Below are 22,814 nucleotides of genomic sequence, written 5' to 3'. Positions count from 1 at the left end.
CCTCCTCCCCGACGCCGGCCCGACCGCACCCAACGCCCCCACCACCCGCACCGGCGACCCCGACACCCCCCTCGCCCCCACCGGCACCGCACCCGCGCAGCACCCCGCCCGGAACCACCACGGCGACATCCCCGGCCACACCGCCCCCACCCCCGGCGCACCGGCCCCCTTCATCAGCGCGAACCGCCCCGGACCAGGCGAACAACCGAGCCCCACCACAGGCGGCCACCCCGCCCCGCCGCCCCACTCCTCCGGCAAACGCCGACCCACGCACACGCGAAACGGCCGGGACCCGCCACAGCAGGCCCCGGCCGCACACCCCACGAACCGACTAGAACACCGGCACACCCGCCCGCGTCAGCCGCCAGTCCACCGAAGCGAACTGCGCCGGATCGATCGTCCCCCTCGCCTTCACCCACTGAATGATCGTGTTGCGGATCTCATCCGAGTTCGACCACACCTGCTGCGCCTGCGGCACATGCGGGAAGTTCCCACCGCCCGACGCCCGGTAGTTGTTCACCGCCAGCACGAACTGCGCCGCCGGATCCACCGCCTCCCCCCGGAACGACAACCCCGAAATCCGCGAACCCGCCGGCTGCGCGATGTCGATGTCGTACGACAGCCCGTACACCGCGTCATAGTTGTAATCCGGAATCGCCTCGGCGTTCGTCAGCCTCGCCGGATCCACCACCTCACCCGGCGCCGTCCGCACGAAGTACCGAGCCGAGTACTCCAGATAGTCCTTCAGCTGCGCACCCGTCAGCAGCCGCGCCTCCATCGTGTTCTCGAACGGGTACAGCCCCGCCGCATCCCGGATCGTCACCTCCCCGGCCGGGATCGCCGCCGTCCGCGAGAAGCACGAGGCCTGCGACAGCACCGGCAGCGCCGCCCACTGCGAACCCGCCAGCGCCGACCTCACCGTCTCCGCCTGCACATGATTGATCAGATCGATGATCGGCACGTCCTTCACCGGACCCTCCGCCGACGACATCGCCTGCGTCGACGTACCGATCACCTGGTTCACATACGCCACGACCTTGCGGTGCTCGTCCGACAGCAGCCGCGTGATCCTCGCGTCCTCCGCCACCGTGTTCGAGTTCAGCACCCTCGCCGCGACCTTCGCCACCGACCAGCGACCCTTCCCCCACACCAGCTCGAAGTCGAACAGCGTCAGCCGCTGCCCCCACTTCAACGGCTCCGACAGCACCACGTCCTCGCCGGTCGCCCTGTTCCTCACCCGGTACTCCGCGATCTCCGTGTGCGCGTGACCCACCAGGATCGCATCGATCCCCGGCACCTGCTCCGCCACCAGAGCCGCCGCGTTCTCGACGTACGGCAGCTGGTCACCATACGAGGACGTACCACTCGACCCCGAGTGCGCCGACACGATCACCACGTCCGCGCCCATCGAACGCAGCCGCGGCACGTACTTCGCGGCCTGCTCCTCCAGCCCCGGGAACGTCATCCTCCCCTGCACGTTCGCCTTGTCCCACAGCGCGATCCCCGGATTCGTCAGCCCCAGCACCGCCACCTTCACGTCCCGCCCGTGCGGAGTCCGCAGCCGGTGCATGCTGTACGGCGCGAACGCCGGCCTCAACGTCTTCGCATCCAGCGCGTTCGCCCCCAACAGCGGGAAATCACACTGCTCCTCGAACTTCCGCAGCACCGGAATGCCGTAATTGAACTCGTGGTTCCCCAGCGCCGCCGCGTCATAACCGATCGCGTTCATCGCCTGCGCCATCGGGTGCACCGGACCACGCCGCGCCGTGATCGGATCGACCTTCGCGTAGTAGTACGAAAGCTGCGTGCCCTGGATCGTGTCACCCGCGTCGATGAGCAGCGTGTTGCACCGCCCCTTCTCCGCCCGCACCTGCTCCACCAACGTCGAGATCTTCGCCAGACCGACGTCGTTGTGCGCCTTGTCGTCGAACTCCTTGTCCGTGAAGTAGTCCCAGTTGAAGACGTTCCCGTGCAGATCGGTCGTCCCCATCACCGTGAACGCGTACGTCCGGGGACCCCTCGCCCTCGCATCCCGCTGCGCGGCGGCCGCCGGGGTGCTCGTGGCCCCCGCCAACGCGACGGCCGCACCCGTCGCGGCCGTGGTCCCTATGAAAGTCCTGCGGTCGAACGCCATACCGTCTCCCTGTGAGGCCAGAACAACCCGAACAACGCGCGTAGATTCTGACCCAGCAGTAACAAGCCGCAACACCCCCGCCAGGTTTCGATCCGATGACCGCACCCGAACGGGCGACAGTGCGAGAGTGAATCCATGACCCAGGACGCAGCGCACGCCTCGCACCAGCCCTACGGAACCCCCGAAGTACCCCGCGTAGCAGTCCGCGGCGAAGCCCGCCTCGAAGTCGACCCCGAGATCGCCCGCATCGCCATCACCGTCAGCGCCCGCGGCACCGACCGCCGCACCGCGCTCGAAGACCTCACCCGACGCAACAACACCGTCCTCGACCTCATCAAGAGCCACGGCGACACCGTAGAAAAACTCGAAACCGGCGCCCTCTCCATCACCCCCGAACTCACCCGCCACGGCCGCGCCGAACGCGTCCGCGCCTACCACGGCCGCGTCCACCTCACCGCCGAACTCAGCGACTTCACCACCCTCGGCGAACTCACCACCCGCCTCGCCGACCTCGAACTCACCCAGGTCGACGGCCCCTGGTGGGCCCTGCGCCCCACCTCGCCCGCCCACGGCGAAGCCCGCCGGCAAGCCGTACTCGAAGCCGTCCAGCGCGCCCGCGAATACGCCGAAGCCCTAGGCGCCCGGCTCTCCGCCCTCGTCGAACTCGCCGACCTCGGAGCCGAGAACGCCACCCCCTTCGCCCAGGCCCCCGGCGGCTCCGGCATGCGCACCATGGCCTTCAGCACCGCCGAGGACGCCGGCCCCCCGCCGCTCGACCTCGAACCCCAGCGCCAGACCGTCTACGCACAGGTGAACGCCCGCTTCACCATGACCCCGCCCCAACTCTGAAACGCGGATATAACGGGCCCCGGGGGTGCTCATCAGAGCACCCCCACGCACATTCAACAATTGTCAACAAGCTTTTGCCCATTGGTTGTTGAGCGGACACCAGGAAGCGATTACCTACCCGTTGGTAGGGGAATAGGCTCGCCCCATGCGCCGAGCGAAAATCGTATGTACCCTGGGCCCCGCCACCGACTCATACGACCAGATCAAAGCACTGGTCGAAGCCGGAATGGACATCGCCCGACTCAACCTCAGCCACGGCACCTACGCCGAACACGAGGAGCGCTACCAACGCGTACGCAAGGCCTCCGACGAGACCGGCCGCAGCGTCGGCATCCTCGCCGACCTTCAAGGCCCGAAGATCCGCCTCGGCCGCTTCCACGAAGGCCCCGTACTCCTTGAACGCGGCGACGACTTCACCATCACCGTCGAAGACCACCCCGGCGACCGCCACACCTGCGGCACCACCTACAAAGGACTCGCCACAGACGTCACCACCGGCGAACGCATCCTCGTCGACGACGGCCGCGTCACCCTCGAAGTCACCCACGTCGACGGACCCCACGTCCACACCCGCGTCATCGAAGGCGGCATGGTCTCCGACCACAAAGGCCTCAACCTCCCCGGCGTAGCCGTCTCCGTCCCCGCCCTCTCCGACAAGGACATCGAAGACCTCCGCTGGGCCCTGCGCACCGGCGCCGACGTCATCGCCCTCTCCTTCGTCCGCAGCGGCCACGACATCGAAGACGTCCACCGCATCATGGACGAAGAAGACCGCCGCCTCCCCGTCATCGCCAAGATCGAAAAACCCCAGGCCGTCGACAACATCGACAACATCGTCGCCGCCTTCGACGGCATCATGGTCGCCCGCGGCGACCTCGGCGTCGAAATGCCCCTGGAACAGGTCCCGATCGTCCAGAAGCGCGCCATCAAACTCGCCAAGCGCAACGCCAAACCCGTCATCGTCGCCACCCAGATGCTCGACTCGATGATCGACAACTCCCGCCCCACCCGCGCCGAAGCCTCCGACGTCGCCAACGCCGTCATCGACGGCACCGACGCCGTCATGCTCTCCGGCGAAACCAGCGTCGGCAAATACCCCGTCGAAACCGTCGCCACCATGTCCCGCATCGTCGAAGCCGCCGAACAGGACATCCTCACCAAAGGCCTCCCACCCCTCACCGACCGCAACAAGCCCCGCACCCAAGGCGGAGCAGTCGCCCGCGCCGCCGCCGAAATGGGCGACTTCCTCCACGCCAAGTTCCTCGTCGCCTTCACCCAGAGCGGCGACACCGTCCGCCGCCTCTCCCGCTACCGCTCACCCATCCCCCTCCTCGCCTTCACCCCCGACCCCGCCACCCGCTCCCAACTCAACCTCACCTGGGGCGTCGAAACCTTCCTCGGCCCCCACGTCGACTCCACCGACGCCATGGTCGCCCAGGTCGAAGAAGAACTCCTGCGCATCGGCCGCTGCGTGACCGGCGACATCGTCGTCATCACCGCCGGCTCACCCCCCGGCGTCAGCGGCTCCACCAACCTCGTCCGCATCCACCACATCGGCGACCCCGTCCGCTGACCCCCACACCCGCACACGCACGCGCACGCGCACGCACCACCGCGCCGGGCCCCACCAAACGGCCCGGCGCACCCCCACCACCGACCCGACCCCGTACGACGACCTCACGGCCTGCGACCGACTCACCGAGACCACCCACGGCCTCATACGGACCGAAGCCGAATACGCGACCACCACCGACGCACTCCGCCACATCGTCGCCACCCTGCCGCAACCGAAGGAAAGCGCTGGCGACAGGCCCGGGCGCCGAGTAGGAAGGGCGCCATGAGCACCTCCATACGGACCTTCGCCCGCACCACGCTCGACCTCGGCGACGTACAGCTCCACCCCTGGGGCCGCAAGCCCGCCGGACCGGAACTCCTCGACGACCTCACCGCCGCCGCGTCCGAACCGAAGATCGCCCTCTGGAACCCCCTCCCGACGTCCGACCACGAAGCCGCCCGGACCTGGCTCGAAGCCCGAGAGGACGGCTGGGACCGCGGCGCGGGCGCGGCCTTCGCGGTGCTGTCCACCACCGACGGCGCCCTGCTCGGCACCGTCAACCTCCGCTGGACCGACCGCGCCGACGGCCAGGCCATGATCGGCTACTGGTTCCTGCCCGAAGCCCGCGGACGCGGCCTCGCCACCCGGGCCACCCGGGCCGTCACCACCTGGGGCTTCCGCACCGCCGGCGCACGCCGCATCGAACTCGCCCACGCCGCCGGCAACGAGGCCTCCTGCCGCGTCGCCCACCGCTGCGGATACCTCCCCGAGGGCGTCCTGCGCGCGTCCCACCTCTTCGGCGACGGCCGCCACCACGACGAACACCTCCACGCCCGCCTCGCCACCGACCCGGAACCGGGCCCCTAGTACTTCGGCCCGATGTGGGCGTCCATGAGGGCGACGGACGCCTTTCGGGCGACGGACACGTTCAACGGGTCGCTGCCGCGGGCCAGGACCGTCCACTCCACGCCGAGCGCGGTGAGCGTGTCGGTACAGAGCCTGCGGATGTCGTCGGACTTGTTGGTGAAGAAGTACCGCGGGTACTCGTAGCGCTTGCCGTTGCGGACGGTCCAGTTGGTGACCCGGCACCCGTCGGAGTGGATCAGCCCACGGACGAACTCCCACGGGTGCGCGTCGACGATCTCCTGCTGCCAGCCTTCGAGGACGATCCGCCGCTCGTGCTTCCTCCCGGGCCCGTGCTGCGGGAACAGGCACGTCCAGTGCCGCCCGTAGCTGGTGACGTTGACGCAACCCTGGCGCTGCAGCACGTAGACCTTGTCGGCCGGGCGGACCGCCAGAATCGCAGCCCGGCACTGCTCGATGAGGCCGGGCCAAGCGTCCGCGCATGCGATGCGCAGGTAGTGCCCACCCTTCGGATGGAGGCTGATGCACCCATCGCCGAGGTAGAGGCCGAGGAGATAGGAGTACGCCTCCCGATCGGTCGGGCCCGTGCACGGCTGAGACTGGTTGAGCCGGGGAAGCGGTTCGATGCGGACGCGCCAGGCTCGGATTGCCGCCCGGGATACGCCCATCTCCTTGCTGACCGCGTTCAGACTGCGCCCGTCATCAAGGAGAGACAGAGCCTGCCGCCGAGTTGCCAGATCGTACATACGGGCGACGGTGCGGAATTTCTTCCGGAAGCGCCTGCGGTTCCGGGTGCATTCCCCCGAACGGGGGACTGTCCGCCAGATGGGCGTGACCTTGGAATTCCAGGAAAGGTGCCCCAGGTGGGATTCGAACCCACACTGTCCGCTGTTTGAGAGCGGCCTCTCTAACCAGTTGGAGTACTGGGGCCTAAGAAACGAAGGATTGCTGGAACCCTGCGTGACACCACCTTACAGGAGGTCGGTAGGCTCGGGGGAGCAGTAATGCCCCGTATCAAGGAGCCCCCGTGACCGCCGAGCACGAGTCGACGCCCATGCCCGACGCCGACCAGTCGCACGTTCCGCCGCTGACGACCCGGGTCGTCATCGCCGAGGACGAGGCGCTCATCCGTCTCGATCTCAAAGAGATGCTCGAAGAAGAGGGCTACTCCGTCGTCGGCGAGGCCGGCGACGGGCAGACGGCCGTCGAGCTCGCCCGCGAGCACCGGCCCGACCTGGTCATCCTCGATGTGAAGATGCCCGTCCTGGACGGGATCTCCGCCGCCGAGAAGATCGCCCAGGAGTCCATCGCCCCCGTCCTCATGCTGACGGCGTTCTCGCAGCGCGACCTCGTCGAGCGGGCCAGGGATGCCGGGGCCATGGCGTACCTCGTGAAGCCGTTCAGCAAGAGCGACGTGGTGCCGGCCATCGAGATGGCCGTGTCCCGCTTCGCCGAGCTGCGCGCGCTGGAGCAGGAGGTCGCCGACCTGTCGCAGCGGCTGGAGACCCGCAAGCTGGTCGACCGGGCGAAGAGCATCCTGCAGACGCAGTACGGGCTGACCGAGCCGGCGGCCTTCCGGTGGATCCAGAAGTCCTCCATGGACCGCCGGATGTCGATGCAGCAGGTCGCCGAGGTGGTCATCGAGGACGCCGAGTCGAAGAAGAAGGAGAGCGGCGGGAAGTAGTTCCCGTCCCGGGCTCCCCGGAACATGCGTGAGGCCCGCCTCCCCCGAGGGAGGCGGGCCTCACACGTTGTGTCAGTCCTCGCCGAGGTAGGCCTTGCGGACGTCCTCGTCGTGGAGGAGGTCCTGGCCGGTGCCGGAGAGGACGATCTTGCCGATCTCCATGACGTGCGCCTGGTCGGCGAGGGAGAGCGCCGCCTGGGCGTTCTGCTCGACGAGCAGGATCGTCATGCCCGAGGCCTTGAGCTCGGAGATGGTCGACATGATCTTCTGCATCATCAGCGGGGAGAGACCCATGGAGGGCTCGTCCAGCATGAGGAGCTTCGGCTGGCACATGAGCGCGCGGCCCATGGCGAGCATCTGCTGCTCACCGCCCGAGAGGGTGCCGGCGGCCTGCTTGCGACGCTCGCCCAGGATGGGGAAGAGGTCGTAGGCGCGCTGGATGTCCTTCTCGATGCCGTCCTTGTCGCTGCGGAGGAAGGCGCCGAGCTGGAGGTTCTCCTCGATCGTCAGCCGCGGGAAGATGTGGCGGCCCTCGGGGGAGTGCGCCAGCTTCAGGGCGACGATCTTGTGGGCGGGGACGCCGATCAGCGGCTGGCCGTCGAAGGTGACGCTGCCCGCGGTGGGCTTCAGGAGCCCGGAGAGGGTGCGGAGGGTGGTCGTCTTGCCGGCGCCGTTGGTGCCGACGAGGCAGACGATTTCGCCTTCGTTGACCTCGAAGGAGATTCCCTTGACGGCTTCGATCTTGCCGTAGGCGACCTTGAGGTCCTCGACCTTGAGCAGTGCGGTCACTTGGCCTCTCCTTCCGTGCGGGTGGTGCTGGTGGTGCTGTCCTCGGCGGCGTCCGTGTCCGAGGCGGTGGGGGCCTCGGCGTCCGAGTCGGCCGCGGGGGCCTCGTCGTCGTCCGCGGCTTCCGCCTCGGTCCCGGTGGCCGCTTCAGCCTCGGGCTCGGCTTCGGCCTCAACCTCGGGCTCGGCTGCGGCTTCGGCCTCAGCCTCGGGCTCAGCCTCAACCTCGGGCTCGGCTGCGGCTTCGGCCTCAGCCTCGGGCTCAGCCTCAACCTCGGGCTCCGCTTCGGCTTCGGGCTCAGCCTCGGCTTCGGCCTCGGGCTCAGCCTTGGCGTGTGCCCCGGCGTGGGCCTCGGCGGCCTCGACCTCGGCGATTTCCGCCGCGCCCGGCTCGCCCTCGAAGGGGGTGCCGAGGTAGGCCGCGATGACGCGCTCGTCGCCCTGGACCTCGGATGCGGTGCCTTCGATGAGCTTCTCGCCCTGGACGAGACAGGCGACGCGGTCGCACAGGTTGAAGATGAAGCGCATGTCGTGCTCGATGACGAGTACGGCGATGCCCATGTCCCGGATCGCGAAGATGAGCTCTTCGGCGGCGCGGGTCTCCTGCGGGTTCATGCCGGCGGTGGGCTCGTCCAGGAGGATGAGGCCGGGGTCGCTGGCGAGGGCGCGGGCGATCTCCAGCTTGCGCTGCTCGCCGTAGGGGAGGTTCTTCGCGAGGTGGTCGGCCTTGTGCTCCAGGCCGATGAATGCGAGGAGTTCCATGGCGCGTGCCTCGCTGGCGGCTTCGGCCTTCTTGAAGCCGGGGCCGCGCAGCAGGGCGGACCAGAGGCCTTCCTTCGTGCGGGTGTGGCGTCCGACGAGGACGTTCTCCAGCACGGTCATGTTGTGGAAGAGCCGGATGTTCTGGAAGGTACGGGCGATGCCGGCCTCGGTGACCCGGTGGGGCTTGGGCGGGAGGACCTTGCCCTTGTAGCTGACGGAGCCCTCGGTGGGGATGTACAGCCCGGTGAGGCAGTTGAAGAAGGTCGTCTTGCCGGCGCCGTTGGGGCCGATGAGTCCGACGATCTCGCCCGCGTTGACCTGGAGGTCGACGCCCTTGACGGCGGTGAGGCCGCCGAAGCGCATGGTGACGCCCTTGGCTTCGAGAACCGTGGTCTTGGTCGTGGTGGTGGTGTCTGTGGTGGTCGTCATGTCGTTCACGCCCCCGCCTTGGCGGTGGCCAGGTCCTTGGGGGCCTGGTCAGCGGTGTCGTCGTGGAACTCGAGCTGCGCGCGCTTGTTGGCGATGAGGCCTTCGGGGCGGAAGCGCATGAGCAGGATGAGGGCGATGCCGAAGGTGAGGAGCTGGTAGTCCTGGAGGAAGGCCAGCTTCGCCGGGATCAGGAAGAGGAGTGCGGCGCCGAGGATGGGGCCGCGGATGGTGCCCATGCCGCCGAGGATGACGGCGGCGAGGAGGAACGCGGAGTTCGGCGGGACGGGCCCGGCGAAGACGTAGTTCTCGGGGACGACCGTGGTGTTGACGTGTGCCTGGACGGTGCCGGCGAGGCCGGCGAGGGTGGCGCCGAGGGCGAAGGCGATGAGCTTGACCTTGAAGCCGTTGATGCCCATGGCTTCGGCGGCGGTCTCGTCCTCGCGGATGGCGACCCAGGCGCGGCCGATGCGGCTGTTGCCGGCGCGGGCGAAGACCACGACGACCAGGGCCATTACCAGCAGCATCAGGAAGTAGTAGTTGGCGTAGGCGCCGAGTTCGATGCCGGCGACGATGTGGGATTCGCCGAAGTTCCACCCGAAGATTTCGAGGTGGGGGACGTTCGGGATGCCGTTGGGGCCGTTGGTGACGTCGGGGCCGGAGGTGCCGTCGAGGTTGCCCATGGCGATGCGGAAGATTTCTCCGAAGCCGAGGGTGACGATGGCGAGGTAGTCGCCGCGCAGGCGGAGGGTCGGTGCACCGATGACCACGCCGAAGACGAGTGAGACGACTGCGCCGAAGATGACCGCCGCCCAGAAGGGGAGGTGGATGTCGAAGGCGGAGGCGGTGCTGCCGGAGACCAGGGCGGCGGCGTAGGCGCCGACGCCGAGGAAGGCGACGTAGCCGAGGTCGAGGAGGCCGGCGAGGCCGACGACGATGTTGAGGCCGAGGGCGACGGTCGCGAAGATCAGGATGTTGACCGCGATCAGTGTGTAGGTGTCGCCGCTCTGCTGGATGAAGGGGAAGGCGATCGCGGCGGCCGCGGTGCCGAGGAGGGTGACCTGGCGGTTGTTCGCGGTGAGGACCGAGAAGCGGGCGAGGAGGCCGGACTTGTTCAGGGCGAGGGCCGCGAGGCCGACCGTGATGAGGTAGGCGACGAAGAGCTGCGGTTCCTTGTCGTCGGTGTCGATGCCGAAGGTGATGACGAAGAGGCCGAGGGCGAAGACGCCGGTGATGACGAGGATCTCGGCCCAGGAGGGCAGCTTGTTCTGGGCCGGGGTGGCCTTGCGGGTGTCGTCGGGGAGCTTGTACGCGGCGAGGGCCGGGACGAGGGAGCCGACGAGGGCGACGTAGGCGCCGGGTTCGAGGTTGATCACGCCGCCGAGGACGACGGTGATGGCGATGACCGTGAACCAGGTGGCGGCCGCGTTGCCGAGGGCCAGGAACCAGATGGGCTTGCGGGAGCCGGCGGGGGTGAGCCAGGTGAAGCCCTTGACGCCGAGCGCGGCGAGCGCGTGGACGAGGGTGAGGGCGGCTCCGGCGAGGGTGACGTACTGGAGGTCGGCGGGGCTGCCGTAGAAGGTGAGGTCGCCGGGGAATTCGTCGGTCCAGGTCCAGGCGAGGAAGGCGCTGAGGATGGTGAGGAGGCTGCCGCCGACGATTGCGTAGAGGAGCGTGGTCGGGGCGGGTGCCGGCTTCGCGGACTGTGTCGGCGTCTGCGGGGTGGTGTCTGTGGTCATGGTTCTCACGCCCGATCCGTGACGCGCTGGCCGAGCAGGCCTTGGGGCCGCACGAGGAGGACGACGATGAGGAGTACGAAGGCCCAGACGTTGGCCCAGGCGCCGCCGCCGAGCTGCTGCATGCCGGGGATCTCTTCGATGTAGGCGATCGAGAGGGCTTCGGCGAGTCCGAGGACGACGCCGCCGACCATGGCTCCGTAGATGTTGCCGATGCCGCCGAGGACGGCTGCGGTGAAGGCCTTCAGTCCGAGGATGAAGCCCATTTCGAAGTTGATCTGGCCTTTGTCGACGCCGTAGGCGACGGCGGCGACGGCGGCGAACGCGGCACCGATGGCGAAGGCCATGACGATGATGCGGTCGGTGTTGATGCCCATCAGCTTCGCGGTGTCGGGGTCCTGTGCGGTGGCCTGCATGGCGCGGCCGCTGCGGCTTTTGCGGACGAAGACGCCGAGGGCGAGCATGCACAGCGGGGCGAGGATGAGGACGAAGAGGTCCGCGCGCTGGATCGCGAGGCTGTCGGTGATCTTGAAGGACGGGCCGCTGAACTCGGGGAAGCTGACTGCCTTCTTGGCGTCCGGGTAGAACTGCCAGACGAGTTGCTGGAGCGCGATCGAGAGGCCGATTGCGGTGATGAGGGGTGCGAGCCGGGGGGCGCCGCGCAGGGGGCGGTAGGCGAAGCGTTCGGCTGCGCAGGCCACGGCGACGGAGCAGAGGGCGCCGCCGACGATCATGACTGGTATCGCGATCAGCAGGCTGGTGCCGGTCGGGAGGATGGTGTAGGCGGTGAGTGCGCCGAAGCCACCGATCATGAAGATCTCGCCGTGGGCGAAGTTGATGAGCTGGACGATGCCGTAGACCATGGTGTACCCGATGGCGATGAGGCCATAGAGAGCACCGAGGGCCAGGCCGTTGGCCAGCTGTTGCGGCAGTTCGTGCACCGCAGGGCCTCCGATGAGCGTGTCGGATAAGACTCCGCGCGAGGGCACTGTTTGCGCCCTCGCGCGGCGTTGGTTCAGGTGTTGCGCGTGTTACCGGTGGTGCTGGGTGCTACGGGCTTACTGGTTGAAGGTGTCGCTCTTGACGTCGACCCACTTGCCGCCCTCGACCTTGTAGACGGTGAGCTGCTTGTTGGTGGTGTCGCCGTACTGGTCGAAGGCGACCTTGCCGGTCACGCCGTCGAAGGCGACCTTGCCGAGGGCCTCGACGACCTTGGCGCGGGCGTCGTCGGGGAGCTTGCCGCTGTTGGCGGCGACGACGGCCTTGACGGCCTGGATGACGGCCCAGCCGGCGTCGTAGGAGTAGCCACCGTAGGCGGCGTAGGGGTCCTTGTAGCCCTCGGCCTTGTAGTCCTCGATGAACTTCTTGGCGGTGTCCAGCTTCTCGACCGGGTAGCCGATGGAGGTGGCGAGGTCACCCTCGTTGGCCTCGGCGGAGGCGGAGATGAAGGCCGGGTCGTTGATGCCGTCGCCGCCCATGAGCGGGATCTGGGCGCCGGTCTTCTTGATCTGGTCGGCGAGCAGGCCGCCCTCGGGGAACTGACCGCCGAAGTAGACGGAGTCGGCGCCGGAGGACTTGACCTTGTCGGCGGTGGCGGAGAAGTCGGTCTCCTTCACGGTGACGTGGTCGGTGCCGACGACCTCGCCGCCGAGCTTCTTGAACTCGTCGGAGAAGATGGCGGCCAGGCCGGCGCCGTAGGTCTGCTTGTCGTCGACGACGAAGACCTTCTTCTTGCCGGCGTCCTTGAAGAGGTAGTTGGCGGCGAACTTGCCCTGCACCGTGTCGGTGGCGGCGGTGCGGAAGTAGGTGTCGAAGGGGCGCTTGAACTCGCCCTTGCCCCAGTTGTCGCCCTGGCTGAGGGCGGGGGCGGTGTTGGCGGGGGAGACCTGCGCCAGCTTGGCGGAGGCGAGGACGCCCTGCATCTGCTGGGCGACGCCCGAGTTCAGGGGGCCGACGACGCCGAGGACGTCCTTGTTGCCGACGAGCTTGGTGGCGTTGGCCTGGCCGGAGGCCGGGACGGCCTGGTCGTCGAGGGCCTCGACCTTGAACTCGATGCCCGGGACCTCGTTGTTCTTGTTGGCCGTCTTGGCCGCGAGGTCGACGGAGTTCTTGATGCCCTGACCGAGAGAGGAGAGGGATCCGGTGAGCGGGGCGTCGACGCCGATGACGACGACGGTCTTCTTGCCGCCGCCGTTGTCCTTGGAGTCTCCGTCGCGCGATCCGCAAGCGGTGAGGGTCAGTGCTCCCGTGGTGATCACGGTGGTGAGGATGAGCAGAGAACGGTGTCGCACGATTCTTCCTTTCCCTGGCGCAGCCCTCTGTCGAGGTGCCGTTGGGTCGCCGGGCCGCACTGGAGAGGTCCACGGCCGTGCTGATTCGCGCCCTGCGGCGCGGTGACTGGCCGTGACTCTAGGGCCGAGGTGGCGAGCACCGGGAGGCGGGAAAGGAGGATGTGACGCTCTTGTTATGCCAAGGCCAAGAATGTGTGGCGGTAGTTTGAGCAAACCGGACATTTGGGTACCTCGGGGGTCGTCCGCATCGTGAGAAATCGCAGTTCCCCTAAGGGGCTTGAGCCCTTCATGCTCCTGTCTTAGATCAAATTGAGTCGAATGTGGCTGCGTGTGCCCAAAGGAATCCTCCGGGTGGTCATTCTCAAGGGAAAAGGTGGATTCGAGCCGTCCTGGGCATTACGCAGAGTAATGATCGAGGGGAGATGTCGCCGCTGTGGACGATCTTGTCCGGGCGGCGGAACGGCCTCCCACCTGCGGTTCGGTCGTACGCGGGGATCTGCCCGGAAGGCGGACAGGCTGCACGGAATGCGGTGACGCCGGTCACACCGGCGGGCGCCCGTCCGGCCCGTTCCCGGCCGCACCGCCCTGCGCGGCGCAGCGCTGCGCGACGAGCCGGTCGATCAGCTCAAGTGCCTTGTCCCGCCCGGCAGTTAGCTCCTCGGCGCGCCCCGCGGCCACCGCGTCCTCGTGGATCGCGTACTGGTCGTTGGAAAGCCCCTTCTGCTCCCAGTCGAGGCCGGACCATTTCGTGCCCAGGAGGGTCTCCTTCGCCCAGTAGGACACGAGGCTCGTGCACACCTGTACGGGCGAGCCGGGGGTGGGGGCGGGGGTGGGGGCGGAGGGGCTCGCGGAGCCCGCCGCGGAGGGTGGTGCGGAGGACGAGCACCCGGTCAGGGCGAGCGCCGCGAGCAGGGTGTGGGCGGCGTACCGGGCCGTGCGTGGCAAGGTCCCCATGGGGGGACGGTAGGCGGTGGCCACCGGTGAGACAACAGATGTCACCGCGCAGCGTTCGGAGTGGCGGATTCCGGGCGGTTGGACGACCGGCGTCCCCCTGCCCGGCTCCTGTGCCCGGTCGATGCGCGGGCGTCCGGGCGCGGCGGCCCTGAGCCCCGGCGGCGGGCGGGTGGCCTGCTCGTCGGGGCCGTGCGGGAGGGGTCAGGCCTGCCCGTGGACCTCGCCGCCGCCGGCGACCTGGTCGACGTCGCGCAGCAGGCAGGTCAGGCGGGCGGTGCAGATCCGCTTGTCCTGTTCGTCGGTGATGACGATCTCGAACGTGGTGGTGGAGCGACCGCGGTGCACGGGGGTGGCGACGCCGGTGACGATGCCGGTGCGGGCGCCGCGGTGGTGGGTGCAGTTCAGGTCCACGCCGACGGCGATCTTGCTGATGCCGCCGTGCATCATGGCGCCGATCGAGCCGAGGGTCTCGGCCAGTACGGCGGAGGCCCCGCCGTGCAGCAGTCCGTAGGGCTGGGTGTTGCCCTTGACCGGCATGGTGCCGACGACGCGGTCGGCCGAGGCCTCCAGGATGCGGATGTCCATGCGCTCGCCGAGGTCTCCGGCCGAGAACAGCGCGGGCAGGTCGACGCCCAGGGCCGTGTACTCGTCGAGGACCTCCTGCGGGAACTTCACTGCGTGCTGCTCACCCATGGTCAGGCTCCGTTCGTCAACGCTCGTTAACCATCAATTCCTGAGGTCGTTCTATCAGGCCGGTTCGAAGCGCACGACGACGGACTTGCTGGCCGGGGTATTGCTGGTGTCCGCGGTCGAGTCGAGCGGGACCAGTACGTTCGTCTCGGGGTAGTACGCGGCGGCGCAGCCGCGGGCGGTGGGGTAGTGCACGACGCGGAAGCCGGGGGCGCGCCGTTCCACGCCGTCCTTCCATTCGCCGACCAGGTCGGTGTACGAGCCGTCGGCGAGACCCAGCTCCGCAGCGTCGGCGGGGTTGACCATGACCACGCGGCGGCCGCCGGTGATACCGCGGTAGCGGTCGTCGAGGCCGTAGATGGTGGTGTTGTACTGGTCGTGGCTGCGCAGGGTCTGCAGCAGCAGCCGGCCCTGCGGGAGGTGGGGGTACTCCACGGGAGCGGCGGTGAAGTTGGCCTTGCCGGTCCTGGTGGGGAAGCGGCGTTCGTCGCGCGGGGCGTGCGGGAGGCGGAAGCCCTCGGGGCGGGCGGCGCGGGTGTTGAAGTCCTCGAAGCCGGGGACCACGCGGGAGATCCGGTCGCGGACGGTGGCGTAGTCGCGCTCGAACTCCTCCCACGGGGTGGCGGAGGCGGAGCCGAGGACGGCGCGGGCCGTCCGGGCCACGATGGCCGGCTCGGAGAGCAGGTGGGGGGAGGCGGGGGCGAGGTTGCCGCGGGAGGCGTGGACCATGCCCATGGAGTCCTCGACGGTGACGAACTGCCTGCCGGTGGCCTGGACGTCCTTGTCGGTGCGGCCGAGGGTGGGCAGGATCAGGGCGCGCCGGCCGGTGACCGCGTGGGAGCGGTTGAGCTTGGTGGAGACGTGGACGGTCAGGGCGGTGCGGCGGATCGCGGCCTCGGTGACGTCGGTGTCGGGGGTGGCGCCGACGAAGTTGCCGCCCATGGCGAAGAGGACCTTGGCGTGGCCGTCGCGCATGGCCTGGATGGAGCGGACGACGTCGTAGCCGTGGCCGCGCGGCGAGGTGATGCCGAATTCCTTGTCGAGGGCGTCGAGGAAGGCGGGGGCGGGCCGTTCGAAGATGCCCATGGTGCGGTCGCCCTGGACGTTGGAGTGGCCGCGGACGGGGCAGACGCCGGCGCCGGGGCGGCCGATGTCGCCGCGCAGCAGGAGGAGGTTGACGACCTCGCGGATGGTGGCGACGGAGTGCTTGTGCTGGGTGAGGCCCATGGCCCAGCAGACGATGGTGCGCTTCGACGCCAGGATCATGGCGAGGGCGCGTTCGATCTCGGGGCGGGTCAGGCCGGTCGCGGTGAGGGTCTCGTCCCAGTCGGCTTCCTGCGCGGCGGCGGCGAGGTCCTCGTAGCCGTGGGTGTGTTCGCGGATGAACGCCTCGTCGGTGGCGCCCTCGGTCTCGATGACGAGCTTGTTGAGGAGGCGGAAGAGGGCCTGGTCGCCGCCGATGCGGATCTGCAGGAACAGGTCGTTCAGGGCGGTGCCCCTGAGCATGCCGAGGGGGGTCTGCGGGTTCTTGAACCGTTCCAGTCCGGCCTCGGGCAGCGGGTTCACCGAGATGATCTTCGCGCCGGCGGCCTTGGCCTGTTCCAGGGCGGAGAGCATGCGCGGGTGGTTGGTGCCCGGGTTCTGCCCGGCGACGATGATCAGCTCGGCCTGGTGGAGGTCTTCGAGGGAGACGCTGCCCTTGCCGATGCCGATGGTCTCGGTCAGTGCGGAGCCCGAGGACTCGTGGCACATGTTGGAGCAGTCGGGCAGGTTGTTGGTGCCGAACTCGCGGGCGAAGAGCTGGAAGAGGAACGCGGCCTCGTTGCTGGTGCGGCCCGAGGTGTAGAAGAGGGCCTCGTCGGGGGAGTCGAGCGCGGTCAGCTCCTCCGCGATGATCGCGAAGGCGCGTTCCCAGCTGACGGCCTCGTACCGGTCGCCGCCTTCGGGGAGGTACATCGGCTGGGTGATGCGGCCCTGCTGGCCGAGCCAGTAGCCGGAGCGGGTGGCCAGGTCGGCCAGGGGGTGCGCGGCGAAGAACTCGGGGGTGACCCGGCGCAGGGTGGCTTCCTCCGCGACGGCCTTGGCGCCGTTCTCGCAGAATTCGGCGGTGTGCCGCTTGTCGCCCTCGGGCCAGGCGCAGCCGGGGCAGTCGAAGCCGTCCTTCTGGTTGACCTTGAGGAGCGTGCGGGCGGTGCGGGCCAGGCCCATCTGCTGCTGCGCGATCCGCAGGGTGTGGCCGATCGCCGGAAGGCCGGCCGCCGCGTGCTTGGGCGGTGTGACCTGCGGTGCGTCCTGTACCGGATCGCCTGTGGGCGGCTTGGTCGCCATCGCGCTCCCCTTCGAGCGTACGTACGGGTGCAGCACGGGTGGCCGCGTACTTCGATCCTTGCACGCCCCACGCGGTTCGGGGAGGGCGGTCCGGTGCTCGCGGCGCCCCGGCCGGGTGCGCCGGGGGCGTCCGGTGGGGCGGATGCGCCGGAGGGGGCGAGGGGCCGGAATTGTCGGTGGGGGCGCCTAGGATCGGGGACGTGGCAGATTCAGCATCGAAGAAGACGGACCAGACGACCGCAGCGGACCGCCCCCGCCTGATGCTCATGGACGGGCACTCCCTGGCGTACCGGGCGTTCTTCGCGCTGCCCGCGGAGAACTTCACGACCGCGACGGGGCAGCCGACCAACGCCATCTACGGCTTCGCGTCGATGCTGGCGAACACGCTGCGCGACGAGGCGCCCACGCACTTCGCGGTGGCGTTCGACGTGTCCCGCAAGACGTGGCGTTCGACGGAGTTCCCCGAGTACAAGGCGAACCGTTCCAAGACGCCCGACGAGTTCAAGGGGCAGGTCGAGCTGATCGGCGAGCTGCTCGACGCGATGAAGGTGCCGCGGTTCGCGGTCGACGGCTTCGAGGCCGACGACGTGATCGCGACGTTGGCGACGCAGGCGGAGGCCCTCGGTTTCGAGGTGCTGATCGTCACCGGCGACCGGGACTCCTTCCAGCTCGTGTCCGAGCACACGACCGTGCTCTACCCGACCAAAGGCGTCTCGGAGCTGACGCGCTTCACGCCGGAGAAGGTCGAGGAGAAGTACGGACTCACCCCGCAGCAGTACCCGGACTTCGCGGCCCTGCGCGGCGACCCGTCCGACAACCTCCCGGGCATCCCGGGCGTCGGTGAGAAGACCGCCGCCAAGTGGATCACGCAGTTCGGGTCGTTCGCGGAGCTGGTGGAGCGCGCCGAGGAGGTCAAGGGCAAGGCCGGGCAGAACTTCCGGGAGCACCTGGAGGCCGTCAAGCTCAACCGGGTCCTGACCGAGATGGTCAAGGACGTGGAGCTGCCCCGGGGCGCCGCGGACCTGGGCCGCCTGCCGTACGACCGGGCCGCGGTGACCGGCGTGCTGGACGTGCTGGAGATCCGCAACCCGTCGCTGCGCGAGCGGCTGCTGGCCGTGGACCCGGGCGCGGCCGAGCAGGAGGCGGCCGCCCCGGCGCCCGCGGCGGGCGTCGAGCTCGACGCGTCCGTGCTGGGCACGGGCGAGCTGGCGCCGTGGCTGGAGAGCCACGCGGGCGGGCCACTGGGCGTCGCGACCGTCGACAGCTGGGCGCTGGGCCAGGGCAGCGTCGCCGAGATCGCGCTGGCCGCCGCCGCGGGAGCCGCCGCCTGGTTCACACCGGCCGAGCTGGACGAGAGTGACGAGCGGGCCTTCGCGGCCTGGGCGGCGGACGAGTCCCGCCCCAAGGTCGTGCACAACGCCAAGGGGCTGATGCGGGTCTTCCCCGAGCACGGCTGGAGCCTCGCCGGCGTCACCATGGACACCGCGCTCGCCGCCTACCTGGTCAAGCCGGGCCGGCGTTCCTTCGCGCTGGACGCCCTGTCCACGGAGTACCTGCACCGCGAGCTGGCCCCCGCCGCCGCGGACGGGCAGCTCGCCTTCGGCGCCGACGAGACGGCCGAGGCCGAGGCGCTGATGGCGCAGGCCCGTGCCGTCCTGGACCTGGGCGACGCCTTCTCCGGCAAGCTCGCCGAGGTCGGCGCCGCCGAGCTGCTGCACGACATGGAGCTGCCGACCTCCGAGCTGCTCGCCCGGATGGAGCGCGCCGGCATCGCCGCCGACCGCGACCACCTGGAAGCCATGGAGCAGCAGTTCGCCGGCGCCGTGCAGCAGGCGGTCAAGGAGGCGCACGCGGCGGTCGGCCACGAGTTCAACCTCGGCTCGCCCAAGCAGCTCCAGGAGGTCTTCTTCGGCGAGCTGGACCTGCCGAAGACGAAGAAGACCAAGACCGGTTACACCACGGACGCCGACGCACTGGCCTGGCTGGCCACCCAGACCGACCACGAACTGCCGGTGATCATGCTCCGTCACCGGGAGCAGGCCAAGCTGCGCGTCACCGTCGAGGGCCTGGTCAAGACCATCGCCGCCGACGGCCGGGTGCACACCAGCTTCAGCCAGACCGTCGCCGCGACCGGCCGGCTGTCCTCCACCGACCCGAACCTGCAGAACGTGCCGGTGCGCACCGACGAGGGGCGTGCCATCCGCCGCGGCTTCGTCGTCGGCGAGGGCTTCGAGTCGCTGATGACGGCCGACTACAGCCAGATCGAGCTGCGCGTGATGGCCCACCTCTCCGAGGACGAGGGCCTGATCGAGGCGTTCGCCTCCGGTGAGGACCTGCACACCACCGTCGCCTCCCAGGTCTTCGGGGTGGAGCGCGACCAGGTCGACGCCGAGATGCGCCGCAAGATCAAGGCCATGTCCTACGGCCTGGCCTACGGGCTGTCCGCCTTCGGTCTCTCGCAGCAGCTGGGCATCGAGCCCGCCGAGGCGCGCGGCCTGATGGACACCTTCTTCGAGCGCTTCGGGGGGGTCCGCGACTACCTCCAGCGCGTCGTGGACGAGGCCCGGGCCACCGGTTACACCGCGACGGTCTTCGGCCGCCGCCGGTACCTGCCCGACCTCAACAGCGACAACCGTCAGCGCCGCGAGGCCGCCGAGCGGATGGCGCTCAACGCCCCGATCCAGGGCACCGCCGCCGACATCGTCAAGGTGGCGATGCTGCGCGTGGACAAGGCCATCACCGGGGCCGGCCTGCGCTCGCGCATGCTCCTCCAGGTCCACGACGAAATCGTGCTGGAGATCGCCCCCGGCGAGCGCGAGCGGGTGGAGGAGCTGGTGCGCCGGGAGATGGGCGCCGCCGTCGAGCTCCGTGCCCCGCTGGACGTGTCGGTGGGCGTCGGCTCCGACTGGGAGTCCGCCGCGCACTGATCCCGCGCGACGCGCGACGCGCGATGCGCGACGACGAGCGAGCAGCGCCCGTCCCCGTCCGCTCAGGCGGCGCGGACGGGCGTTCGCGTCTCCTCCTCCGCGCGCGGCCGGTCGCGGTCGCGGTGCTGCCGCAGCCGTACGAGGACCCCGTAGACCAGCAGTGCCACGCAGAGGCCGCCGCCCGCCCCGAAGCAGACGGTCGGGATGATGTCGAGGGGCGTACGGATCCGGTCGAAGAAGGTGAAGAAGCGGACCACGCGGAAGGTCACCCCGATCGCGACGCCCGCCGTGATCAGCGCCAGCGCAGCCCAGTACTCCGCGCGGCCCAGCACCGGCACCGACGCGGGCGGCGGGGACGCCGGCAGGCGGCGCAACGCGGTCGCCGTGAACCACAGCAGCGCGCCGGCCGCGATCGCCGAAGTGCCGTACTGCAGGAAGGTGTACGGCGGGAAGCCGAAGGCGACGGGCTCGCCGAGCCAGGGCAGGGCGTTCGTCCCCCAGCGGTCCAGGTGCGTGAAGCTGTCCCACAGCACGTGCGTGAGGGAACCGACGACCGCCGACACGTAGAACCAGGCGAGGAGCGAGGGCAGTCGACGGTGCGCCCGCCATTCCTCGCCCCGCACGAAGGCGTGGACCCTGCCCCGCAGGCGGCGCGGCAGGAGTGCGACGAGCGGCTCGCGCAGCAGCAGCCAGCAGCCCACGAGGGCGGCGGTGAGCAACGCGTCCAGCGTGAAGACCCCGAGCATCGAGTGCGTGACGCTCCCGTACGCCATGAAGCCCTCGACGACCGCGTCGGTGAAGTAGAAGGTGTCCGGTGCGAAGGAGCCGAGGACCATCGCGGAGGCGACGAGGGGACCTCGTGCACGCCCGGTCCGGCGGATGGCCGGAAGTACGGCGGCCGCATGGCTGAGAGTGAACGGCATGGCACCTCTTCTGTGCGTCGCTGCTGTCGTTCCCACTTCGGACCAATGCGCCCGAAGCGTCCCGACAGTATGCGTGAGCTGCCCGTGGACGTGGGGATCCGGTGAATTCCGGCCCGTGGTGCGTGCCCATTGCAGGGAGTTGACGTAGGGTCACGCGGACGTCGAGGGGGAGGGGTCCGGCTCATGTCGTCTCGGATATTCGGCCGCAGGCTGCGCAGGGGCGCGGCGGCCGCGCTGGTCTGTGCGCTGACGGCCGTCGCGCTGACCGCTTCGCGGGGCCCGGCGGGCCCGGTCCCGGACGCGCCGGTCGCGGCCGGCGGCAGCGCGGACCGGCCGCTCCCGGCGCAGGAGAGCGGCGGCGACTCGGCCTACTTCACCGAACTGCCGCCGCTGGTCAGCCCGCAGCCGCCGCAGGTACTGCTGCCGGACGGGCCGCCGCCGACGGCGGGCACCGACCCGGCGGCGCAGCCCGGACAGCCCTCCGCGCCGGTCGTGACGGAGCCGCGGGAAGGGGCACAGGGGATACCGGCGAGCGTGCTCGCGGCGTACCTGCGGGCGGAGCGGACGGTCGGGCGGAGCGACCCCGGATGCGGACTGCGCTGGCAACTCCTCGCGGCCATCGGCAAGGTGGAGTCCGGGCAGGCGCGCGGCGGCCAGGTGGACGCGGCCGGCACCACCCTGCGGCCGATCCTCGGTCCGGTGCTCGACGGCAACGGCTTCGCGAACATCGCGGACACCGACGGCGGCGCGTACGACGGCGACACGAGGTACGACCGGGCGGTCGGGCCGATGCAGTTCATCCCCTCCACGTGGGCGGCCTGGGGCCAGGACGCGGACGGCGACGGGCGCCGCAATCCGAACAACGTGCACGACGCGGCCCTCGCGGCCGCCCGCTACCTGTGCGCGGGCACCAGGGACCTTCGGTTGGAGGCGGACCTGGACCGCGCGGTGCTGTCCTACAACCGCTCCACGGAGTACCTGCGCACGGTGCGGTCCTGGTTCACGTACTACCTGAAGGGCACGCACGAGGTCCCGGACAGCGGCGGTACGACGGCACCCGCACCCACGGTGCCGTCGCCGAGCCCCACCCCGCAGCCAGCCCCGAAGCCCACGCCGACCCCGGACCCGAAGCCGAGCCCCACGCCGACGCCGGACCCGACGCCCACGCCGAGCCCGACGCCCACGCCGGACCCGAAGCCTACGCCTACGCCCACGCCGACTCCGGACCCGAAGCCGAGCCCGACGCCCACGCCGACGCCCTCGCCCACCCCTGATCCGAAGCCGAGCCCGACGCCTACGCCGGACCCGACGCCCACGCCGACTCCGGACCCGAAGCCGAGCCCGACGCCCACGCCGACGCCCTCGCCCACCCCTGATCCGACGCCCAGCCCGACGCCCGCGCAGAAGCCGACACCGGTTCCGACCCCCGCCCCGACCCGCACCCCGAGCCCGACCGTGACCCCGGCGCCCCGGCCCACTCCGACCGCGACCGCGACCGCCACCCGGACCGCGGCGCCCACGGTCGCGCCGGAGCCCGCCCGCACTCCCGCGCCGTCGGGCGCCCCGGGCGCGGGAACCGGCGGCAGCTGACCGGCCCCCGCCACACCGTCCGTCCGGGCGCGGCCCACCCGGGCGGACGGCTCCGACGCGTCCGCCCGGCGGCGGGGAAGCCGTCGCCGTGACGGTTCTCATCTCGACCCCGCGTTGCTACGGTGCCCCATCTCTGACGCCTCATCAGATTCCGGAGCCCCGGCATGCGCGCATTCGTCGCCGCCTTCGTCGGCCTCGCGGCCGCGCTGGCCCTCGTGTTCGCCATCACGGCGTTCGGGGTGCCCGAAGGCGAGACCTCCCCCAAGCCCCTGCTCACCACCGCGCCCCCCGCGCCCGGAAAGTAGAGGAGGGCCGG

18 protein-coding genes and 1 tRNA gene are annotated in these 22,814 nt (G+C 70.0%); 7 read left to right on the top strand and 12 right to left on the bottom strand.

Annotated elements, in window-relative coordinates; translation table 11 throughout:
- Window positions 1-331: 331 nt before the first annotated feature.
- Window positions 332-2,134, bottom strand: coding sequence for a bifunctional metallophosphatase/5'-nucleotidase (locus ACIPXC_RS00890; RefSeq protein WP_401611865.1), 1,803 nt, complete (start codon window positions 2,132-2,134; stop codon window positions 332-334).
- Window positions 2,135-2,269: 135 nt separating this feature from the next.
- Between ACIPXC_RS00890 and ACIPXC_RS00885 the strand changes: the two genes are divergently transcribed.
- From ACIPXC_RS00885 to ACIPXC_RS00875, 3 genes are all read left to right on the top strand, one after another.
- On the top strand, window positions 2,270-2,983 hold the full coding sequence (locus ACIPXC_RS00885) for an SIMPL domain-containing protein (RefSeq protein ID WP_401611863.1): 714 nt from the start codon (window positions 2,270-2,272) through the stop codon (window positions 2,981-2,983).
- Between the two features lie 145 nt (window positions 2,984-3,128).
- Window positions 3,129-4,556, top strand: a complete 1,428-nt coding sequence (gene pyk, locus ACIPXC_RS00880; protein ID WP_401611860.1) for a pyruvate kinase — start codon at window positions 3,129-3,131, stop codon at window positions 4,554-4,556.
- A 264-nt stretch (window positions 4,557-4,820) separates the two neighbouring features.
- On the top strand, window positions 4,821-5,405 hold the full coding sequence (locus ACIPXC_RS00875) for a GNAT family N-acetyltransferase (protein ID WP_401611857.1): 585 nt from the start codon (window positions 4,821-4,823) through the stop codon (window positions 5,403-5,405).
- On the opposite strand, the gene ACIPXC_RS00870 is transcribed toward ACIPXC_RS00875, so the two are convergent.
- Window positions 5,402-6,148, bottom strand: coding sequence for a transcriptional regulator (locus ACIPXC_RS00870; RefSeq protein ID WP_401611854.1), 747 nt, complete (start codon window positions 6,146-6,148; stop codon window positions 5,402-5,404). The two genes, ACIPXC_RS00875 and ACIPXC_RS00870, sit on opposite strands and share 4 nt — an antisense overlap.
- 109 nt (window positions 6,149-6,257) lie before the next feature.
- Window positions 6,258-6,332 (bottom strand) — tRNA-Leu (locus ACIPXC_RS00865).
- A 124-nt stretch (window positions 6,333-6,456) separates the two neighbouring features.
- Between ACIPXC_RS00865 and ACIPXC_RS00860 the strand changes: the two genes are divergently transcribed.
- On the top strand, window positions 6,457-7,086 hold the full coding sequence (locus ACIPXC_RS00860) for an ANTAR domain-containing response regulator (protein WP_386459032.1): 630 nt from the start codon (window positions 6,457-6,459) through the stop codon (window positions 7,084-7,086).
- 72 nt (window positions 7,087-7,158) lie between these two features.
- Here the strand turns inward: ACIPXC_RS00860 and ACIPXC_RS00855 are convergent, their stop codons facing one another.
- The 8 genes from ACIPXC_RS00855 to ACIPXC_RS00820 all read right to left on the bottom strand — a co-directional run bounded on the left by ACIPXC_RS00855 (window position 7,159) and on the right by ACIPXC_RS00820 (window position 17,058).
- Window positions 7,159-7,875 (bottom strand): ABC transporter ATP-binding protein, encoded by a 717-nt coding sequence (locus ACIPXC_RS00855; RefSeq protein WP_401611851.1) that lies wholly within the window; start codon window positions 7,873-7,875, stop codon window positions 7,159-7,161.
- Window positions 7,872-9,062 (bottom strand): ABC transporter ATP-binding protein, encoded by a 1,191-nt coding sequence (locus tag ACIPXC_RS00850; protein WP_401611849.1) that lies wholly within the window; start codon window positions 9,060-9,062, stop codon window positions 7,872-7,874. Before ACIPXC_RS00850 ends, ACIPXC_RS00855 begins: the two co-directional genes overlap by 4 nt.
- A gap of 5 nt (window positions 9,063-9,067) precedes the next feature.
- On the bottom strand, window positions 9,068-10,798 hold the full coding sequence (locus ACIPXC_RS00845) for a branched-chain amino acid ABC transporter permease (protein WP_401611847.1): 1,731 nt from the start codon (window positions 10,796-10,798) through the stop codon (window positions 9,068-9,070).
- A 5-nt stretch (window positions 10,799-10,803) separates the two neighbouring features.
- Window positions 10,804-11,736, bottom strand: a complete 933-nt coding sequence (locus ACIPXC_RS00840) for a branched-chain amino acid ABC transporter permease (protein WP_401611844.1) — start codon at window positions 11,734-11,736, stop codon at window positions 10,804-10,806.
- 117 nt (window positions 11,737-11,853) lie between these two features.
- Window positions 11,854-13,086 (bottom strand): branched-chain amino acid ABC transporter substrate-binding protein, encoded by a 1,233-nt coding sequence (locus ACIPXC_RS00835; RefSeq protein ID WP_401611842.1) that lies wholly within the window; start codon window positions 13,084-13,086, stop codon window positions 11,854-11,856.
- A 540-nt stretch (window positions 13,087-13,626) separates the two neighbouring features.
- Window positions 13,627-14,040, bottom strand: a complete 414-nt coding sequence (locus ACIPXC_RS00830; RefSeq protein WP_401611840.1) for a hypothetical protein — start codon at window positions 14,038-14,040, stop codon at window positions 13,627-13,629.
- Window positions 14,041-14,241: 201 nt separating this feature from the next.
- On the bottom strand, window positions 14,242-14,733 hold the full coding sequence (locus ACIPXC_RS00825; protein ID WP_401611838.1) for a PaaI family thioesterase: 492 nt from the start codon (window positions 14,731-14,733) through the stop codon (window positions 14,242-14,244).
- A 54-nt stretch (window positions 14,734-14,787) separates the two neighbouring features.
- Window positions 14,788-17,058, bottom strand: a complete 2,271-nt coding sequence (locus tag ACIPXC_RS00820; protein WP_401611835.1) for an FdhF/YdeP family oxidoreductase — start codon at window positions 17,056-17,058, stop codon at window positions 14,788-14,790.
- 200 nt (window positions 17,059-17,258) lie between these two features.
- On the opposite strand from ACIPXC_RS00820, the gene polA reads away from it, so the two are divergent.
- Complete coding sequence (gene polA, locus ACIPXC_RS00815) at window positions 17,259-19,985, top strand: DNA polymerase I (RefSeq protein WP_401611833.1); 2,727 nt, start codon at window positions 17,259-17,261, stop codon at window positions 19,983-19,985.
- A 62-nt stretch (window positions 19,986-20,047) separates the two neighbouring features.
- Here the strand turns inward: polA and ACIPXC_RS00810 are convergent, their stop codons facing one another.
- Complete coding sequence (locus ACIPXC_RS00810; protein ID WP_401611830.1) at window positions 20,048-20,908, bottom strand: DUF4184 family protein; 861 nt, start codon at window positions 20,906-20,908, stop codon at window positions 20,048-20,050.
- A gap of 183 nt (window positions 20,909-21,091) precedes the next feature.
- On the opposite strand from ACIPXC_RS00810, the gene ACIPXC_RS00805 reads away from it, so the two are divergent.
- Both ACIPXC_RS00805 and ACIPXC_RS00800 read left to right on the top strand, forming a co-directional pair.
- Window positions 21,092-22,498: a lytic murein transglycosylase gene (locus ACIPXC_RS00805; RefSeq protein ID WP_401611828.1), complete on the top strand. Its 1,407-nt coding sequence runs from the start codon at window positions 21,092-21,094 to the stop codon at window positions 22,496-22,498.
- A gap of 164 nt (window positions 22,499-22,662) precedes the next feature.
- Window positions 22,663-22,803: an SPW_0924 family protein gene (locus ACIPXC_RS00800; RefSeq protein WP_401611825.1), complete on the top strand. Its 141-nt coding sequence runs from the start codon at window positions 22,663-22,665 to the stop codon at window positions 22,801-22,803.
- Window positions 22,804-22,814 lie beyond the last annotated feature (11 nt).

The organism is Streptomyces sp. NPDC090021, assembly GCF_044748225.1.
GTDB lineage: Bacteria > Actinomycetota > Actinomycetes > Streptomycetales > Streptomycetaceae > Streptomyces.
This window is presented reverse-complemented; position numbering and strand designations above follow the sequence as displayed.